The 6219-nt window shown below is 33.8% G+C and carries 6 protein-coding genes and 1 pseudogene; 4 read left to right on the top strand and 3 right to left on the bottom strand.

Translation table 11 applies throughout. The features are described 5' to 3' along the window. Together VXK47_RS01190 and VXK47_RS01195 are read right to left on the bottom strand one after the other, a co-directional pair. A pseudogene (locus tag VXK47_RS01190) lies at positions 1–347 on the bottom strand (hypothetical protein); the annotation flags it as partial. Positions 348–421: 74 nt separating this feature from the next. Beyond that, positions 422–1318: an NAD-dependent epimerase/dehydratase family protein gene (locus tag VXK47_RS01195; RefSeq protein WP_435546949.1), complete on the bottom strand. Its 897-nt coding sequence runs from the start codon at positions 1316–1318 to the stop codon at positions 422–424. Between the two features lie 825 nt (positions 1319–2143). On the opposite strand from VXK47_RS01195, the gene VXK47_RS01200 reads away from it, so the two are divergent. Next, on the top strand, positions 2144–3208 hold the full coding sequence (locus tag VXK47_RS01200; RefSeq protein WP_435546950.1) for a DNA methyltransferase: 1065 nt from the start codon (positions 2144–2146) through the stop codon (positions 3206–3208). On the opposite strand, the gene VXK47_RS01205 is transcribed toward VXK47_RS01200, so the two are convergent. Continuing rightward, positions 3197–4084, bottom strand: coding sequence for a hypothetical protein (locus VXK47_RS01205; protein ID WP_435546951.1), 888 nt, complete (start codon positions 4082–4084; stop codon positions 3197–3199). The genes VXK47_RS01200 and VXK47_RS01205 overlap by 12 nt on opposite strands. A 798-nt stretch (positions 4085–4882) precedes the next feature. Here VXK47_RS01205 and VXK47_RS01210 point away from each other — a divergent pair. The 3 genes from VXK47_RS01210 to VXK47_RS01220 form a co-directional block, all read left to right on the top strand. Further along, on the top strand, positions 4883–5671 hold the full coding sequence (locus VXK47_RS01210) for an FKBP-type peptidyl-prolyl cis-trans isomerase (RefSeq protein WP_435546952.1): 789 nt from the start codon (positions 4883–4885) through the stop codon (positions 5669–5671). Positions 5672–5726: 55 nt separating this feature from the next. Continuing rightward, positions 5727–6047, top strand: coding sequence for a hypothetical protein (locus VXK47_RS01215; protein WP_435546953.1), 321 nt, complete (start codon positions 5727–5729; stop codon positions 6045–6047). After that, positions 6022–6219: hypothetical protein (locus tag VXK47_RS01220; RefSeq protein ID WP_435546954.1), on the top strand; the 198-nt coding region annotated here is incomplete at its 3' end. The genes VXK47_RS01215 and VXK47_RS01220, both read left to right, overlap by 26 nt.

The following is a 6219-nucleotide window of genomic DNA, read 5'->3' on the forward strand; positions in this document are numbered from 1 at the left end:
AATACATTAAAATAACTTTGATGGATGTTATCTATTAGCGGCAATCTGTTGAAAAGAGTCCTTGCGGCAAGAGATTTTATATTTCCGGCACTGCTCGTTTCTTTTGCCAAATTTTTTATTTCCGCGGATATAAGTGCAACATTATCAATGTCGGCTTTGACCTCATGCACGGATCTCATCTGAAATTTTTCATGCTCATATGCCCTGCCGTAGCAGAAGGTACATCTGTTCCATGGGCAGTTTCTGGTAACTCTTATAAGAAGTGAATTACTGCCTTCACTGGGAGGACGTATCGGCCCCATCTCGAACGAAAGCACGGGAAGTTTATCGTGTTCTTTATTTAACATGAACGTATCCATTTTATTTTAAACATACGGTTATATAAAATCAGGCAAAAAGAAAATTATGTTTCAAATTTATTTCAGGTAACAACCAGTGTCGGTTTGCAACTTTTTTTCTTTATAGTCATCTCAAGGCCCTTTTGAAGATCAACAAAAGCATAAGTTCCTAACACTTTTTTTAATTTACTGTTATTTACAGTCAATTTTGCAGGTACTGAATTTACCAATCTTATTTCCGGTTGTGTTTGTGTAACAGTTTTTAATATATCGATCAGTTTTTTTATACTTACCGAACTGCCGTATGAAAGATTGTAAACATCATTTTTAAATTGAGAATCTTCTCCAGCCCTAATAAGTATATTAATAACATCATCTACATATATAAGATCAAGCTGGGACTCGCCATTGCCGAACAATTCAAGTTTTTCATTTTTTTCTATTCGATCGATAAATGTTGCAACAGCAGAATTATAATTGGGACGGCACCCGGCCCCATAAATGTTTGAACCTCTGAATATACAATAATCAACGAGTCCATTTTTAGCCGCTTCCTGAATTAACAACTCCTGTACTAATTTTGTAAGTCCATAATAACTGGAAGGCCCGATTTCGCTATTTTCAGTATAAATATCTTCTTCAGCTGAATAAACATGTATGCTTGACAATAATACAATTAACGGTTTTTCACTGCAAAAGCGCCGAACTCCGTCTATTAAATTTCTTGTAGCCAGAACATTATTTTTAATCATGGATTTATTGGCAGGCGAATATCCCGACCCGGCATTAATTTCTGCAAGATGGAAAACAACTTTCACATCCTCTAAAAATGTCTTCAGGGTATCAATTTCTTCCAAACGATGTTTTTTATCCAAATCCAATATTCTGGCATTTGGCAGTCTTTGATTTAATTTGCTTCCAACAAACCCATTACTTCCTGTAATTGCTACATGTTCTTTCAAATCCACTAAATTTTTCATCTTTCATCCTAAATACAAATTAAAAAAAGTGTCCTTAATATAAGGGAATTGCCCCTGATTTTTTTTATTAACATTTTATAGAGATTTTCACTTAAATTTTTATACCTAAACGCACATTGTTTAAATGTAAAGATAAAATTTAAATCTGCTATACAATGAAATTTTGTCAGCTGAATGTTGCTTTAAAGATTTAATTTTTTCCTGACACGACTAAGCTGGCAATTCATCAAAATTGTTACCTGATTCCGGCAGGTCTTTACCGATAAATTTAAACTATAGAACAAATCTCAAAAGTCATAAATCAAGCTAAATTATTTTGATAAAAAGCAGTCTAAATACTAAATAACTTAATGATTTAATGAAGATAATGCTTTATTATCTTCTTGATTTACCCAAACCAAGAAAAAGATATATAATATGAGCACTCTCTTTGATATTTGGAATACCATACAAAAGCAACTTTTTCCATCGACATATCAGAACTTACCGGTATAGATAAGTCGCAGATATTTCTTCCGGGAAAGTGTCTCACTTATATTGGCACAGAGGGATGTCTCTGAACTACCCTAATTAATACATTGTTCAATATAGTTTATAGGTATTCCGTTATATTTAATCGGAATGATACCAATAGGTATATAATACCTACATCCAAACAAAACTATCTGACTATAATTATATATAATATCAGAGATATATAGTATTTTGTGCTTGGTGATAAAAATATTTCAAAAATATATTGACCAAGATATATAAATATTTGTATAAGTTTTATGTATAATGTTGTTTAATGTTTTATAAGCTTTCAAAATTTAGGATTAAGCTATGGGAAATTACATTACAATCAGCCAAGCCGCAAAAAAAATAGGTATAAGTTCTGAGACACTTAGAAGGTGGGACAAAACAGGCAAACTCCAATCGCAAAGACATCCTATAAATAATTACCGTGTCTACAAAGATGAGCAGATTGACCATGTAATAAAAGAGCTTAATCAAATATATGTAACTGATTATGTTAATTCTTTACAATATCCTGTAACCCCTTTTTTTGCTACGAATATTGGCACGTTATACAATGAAGATGTTGTAACTTTTTTTAAAACAATAAAAACATCATCAATCCAGCTAATTTTTGCTGATCCGCCATATAATATTCATAAAGCTGAATGGGATACATTTGAATCACAAAAAGAATATGTCGATTGGAGTATGGAATGGATAAAAGAGGCTCAAAGAGTACTAGAACCGAATGGCAGTTTGTATATCTGCGGCTTTTCAGAAATATTAGCCGACCTTAAATGGGCTGCAAGCAGTCTTTTCAAAGGATGTAAATGGTTGGTTTGGTTTTATCGAAACAAGGCTAATCTTACAAGTGATTGGGGCCGGTCTCACGAAAGCTTATTACACTTCAGGAAAAGCAGCAAAATAATTTTCAACGTTGATGAAGTAAGAGTTCCATACAATGCACACACGCTTAAATATCCACATCATCCACAAGCAAAAAGTTCGCAATATGGAAATGGTAAGGAATATGTATGGTCCCCTCATCCTAAAGGTGCTAAACCAAAAGATGTTTTTGAAATACCAACATTAACAAATAATTCGTGGGAAAGGGAAAAGCATCCGACACAAAAGCCTATAGAATTAGTAAAAAAATGCGTACTTGCCTCTTCGAATCCCGACGGATTGGTCGTTGATCCTTTCGGCGGTTCAGGAACAACTTATGCTGTAGCAGAAGCATTTAACCGTAAATGGCTTGGAACAGAAACTAATATAGAATATTGCAATACGATAAAAAGAAGACTTCAGGATCGAACACACATTGAAAGAATTGCCGACAATGGGGAAGAAGCGGAGGTAGCTGAACGCCGGAGAAGATTAAGAGGATAATAATTTCCAGATATCTTCTGCAATAAATTTTGAGAAAGAGAAAATATGCTGGTTATACGGCACTTGTTTAGTAATAGGCGGTGGATCGACAAAGTAAACCCCTTCAAGTTCAGTCAGAAATTTCGTATACACCATAAATAGACCGGAAACAAATGTATAGCTAATTTGTTTCGTTTCTTTCCTTTGGACGTCATTCAGAAAAATTCCTACAACTTTGACTGAGTGCTCGGCAAATTTTTGCATGAGAAGCTTATCGAGAAATATTTTCCCCATTCTGTCTTTTGATGAAGTTTTAAGAGAAACAACAATTTCATTTTCTTCTATTGATTTAGCTCCTGATTTTACAGAACCATGTGGAGAAAGAACAATATCTGTTTCGCATGAATACAATTTTTCACCGTCTTCCGAAGGATATGGAATTTTTAAAACGATTTTATTGTTTTTAATCCCTAATTCTGTGACAATGAGGCGAATTAATTCTTCGAATCTGTTTCCGACATGTTTTCTTGAACTATTCGGATTGCATAGAAAATCCATCCCGACACCCATTGACTGTTGTATAGTATAAACAACGGAGTTAATAATTTTATGTTCTTCCTCTGTAATAGTTTTGTTACTTTTTATCTTACTGATAATAGAAAGAAATATTTTATATTGATCATCAAAAACCAAGCTGTCGAAAATAAACAAATTATTATTAATCGGGCGAGCAAATTTCGATGTCCCTGCCATTGAAGAAGATAAGATTATATAATCCCTAACTTTCACTCTCTCAGAAACGATATCAGACAAATGCCCTAAAACTCTTTTAGTTACGTCCGAAAATTCTTCAAGGCTTTTTTTTGGTGTCTGCACGTCGTCAGGTAAAGGCTTCATGATGTAATATTTTTGTAATCAAAAGGTTCAATATATCAGACTGATTGCAATTCTTTGAAATTTGTTTAGCGCAAATTAAAAATTATTGCAATAAAATATAAGGTTCCTCGCTATTTCATATCTCATAATTTACTACCTCCTTTCAAAACAGTATCAAAATCTTGATACATCCAACCAAAATGTGATACAAAACACAAGCCCTAATTCCCTTCATTCTATATTATAATTCTAATATCTTGTCATAATTACTTTTTTAAAAATTATCATTTTTTAATACTATTGGTGTGATTTTTGCTGCATCTAATAGACATGGTCTTATAAAATCCGGAAATACGCATGGTGGGGGAATACAGATAATTAAGAATATTTTAATTTTTAATTAATATTTATAATATCTTGATATATTATCTAATATAAGATTAGTCAGGAATTATTCCTGTTCATAAAATCAAATTGCATACTAAGTTTAATACATAATATATCAGTAAACTTTCCATACCAAATGTTTTATGCCATTCAGGCGGTTCCTGCCCCGGGATTGTTTAATCCGGGAGTAAAATCCAATAACCGGTTGTGTAATTTATTAATACACTCCGGATACCTGATGAAGCAAAGAGTAATGATGCTGGAACTTTTTTACAAAAACATAAATTTTTATAATATTTTCTTTTATTATCCGATAAATTTTCAAAATGTAAAGACTGCATAATCGCTTAATATATACTTATAAAATATAAGTATTAATATGATACAGCTTAATTTCTTTGTATTTAACCTATTAAAAGGATTTTTACCGAAATGAAAAGATTATCTCCGTTGCTTATCTGTTATTTTATACTGGTTTTTTTTGTTTCCTTTGTAAATGCCGGAACGGACAACAACAAAGAAATTTCAACCAACGAAAGTCCAAATACATTAGCAGATACCCAAAGTATCAACCACTCCTCTGATAAACAAGATGAAGGAATTTTAGTCAAAACACCTAAGGATAAGATGAATTACGCTATCGGAGTAAATATTGCGAACAATCTGAAGTATCAGGGGGGTGATTTCGATCCTGCCCTTGTGATGAAAGGCTTTAATGATGTTTTTAATAACGAAAAACTTCTTTTAAATGATGAAGATATCCGTTTAAGCATGAGTATGTATCATACCGGATTGAAGCGGAAGCAGGCAAAGGAAAGAGCATTGGCAGCAGATAAAAACAGAAAAGAAGGCGAAGATTTTCTCGAGAAAAATAAGAATAAAGAAGGAGTAATAACTACGCCGAGCGGGCTGCAATACCGGATTATCAAGGCTGGTAAAGGCAAGAAACCGACAGATACAGACACAGTTAAATGCAATTATCGGGGAACATTAATTAATGGTGTAGAGTTTGACAGTTCCTATCGCAGAGGAAAGCCCGCAGAATTTAAGGTTTCAGGTGTGATTCCCGGCTGGACAGAGGCTTTAAAACTCATGCAGGCAGGTTCCAGGTGGCAGATTTTTGTGCCATCAAAACTTGCTTATGGTGAGCGTGGCGCAAGCTCTCTGATCGGACCTAATGCAGCGCTTATTTTTGAAATCGAACTCATTGATATAAAATGAGAATTAATTTTTATAACAATTCAGCATAAAATAAGGGGAAAGGAGGGAAACGATAATGAAGAAATTACAATTTTTTGCAGTAGCTGTTTTAATGTTGTTTTTTTTGGCTATAACAGTAAATGCTGCGCAAAATGACCAATCAAATGCAGAGGATAATATTGTGCAAAGCGGTCAGATAATAAGGCCGAAGGCAGGTCTGTCTTGGCATGAACAGGTGGATAAACAACGAACTTTTATGCGGCGGGGCTCGGAAAGAAGAAACGCTGCCAAAAGGGATGCAATGATGGGAAAGCAGGAAAAGATGGAAGATGCCACCATCGATTCTTATAATGCCATGATTGAGAAAAAAAATGCAAAGAACTCTAAACAACAGTAATCCGGAAATAAAAGCAAAAGATTTAAAAGGCTCCTCGCTAAAAAGTATGGGTAATCCGATTCAAGACATGATAGATATCAGTCATCAAGAGATAGAGGAGGTTGAGACAAATTACTATGAGAGATACGGAACTATTTCAGTTGGCATTGGGTTTGACATCACCATGATCTAC

Source organism: Desulfobacterium sp. N47, assembly GCF_051233685.1.
Lineage (GTDB): Bacteria > Desulfobacterota > Desulfobacteria > Desulfobacterales > RPRI01 > RPRI01.

Bases quoted from the DNA above. Each gene is read 5' to 3' on its own strand.
- VXK47_RS01210 (WP_435546952.1), top strand. From the start codon at position 4,883: ATGAAAAGATTATCTCCGTTGCTTATCTGTTATTTTATACTGGTTTTT.
- VXK47_RS01200 (WP_435546950.1), top strand. From the start codon at position 2,144: ATGGGAAATTACATTACAATCAGCCAAGCCGCAAAAAAAATAGGTATA.
- VXK47_RS01205 (WP_435546951.1), bottom strand. From the start codon at position 4,084: ATGAAGCCTTTACCTGACGACGTGCAGACACCAAAAAAAAGCCTTGAA.
- VXK47_RS01215 (WP_435546953.1), top strand. From the start codon at position 5,727: ATGAAGAAATTACAATTTTTTGCAGTAGCTGTTTTAATGTTGTTTTTT.
- VXK47_RS01195 (WP_435546949.1), bottom strand. From the start codon at position 1,318: ATGAAAAATTTAGTGGATTTGAAAGAACATGTAGCAATTACAGGAAGT.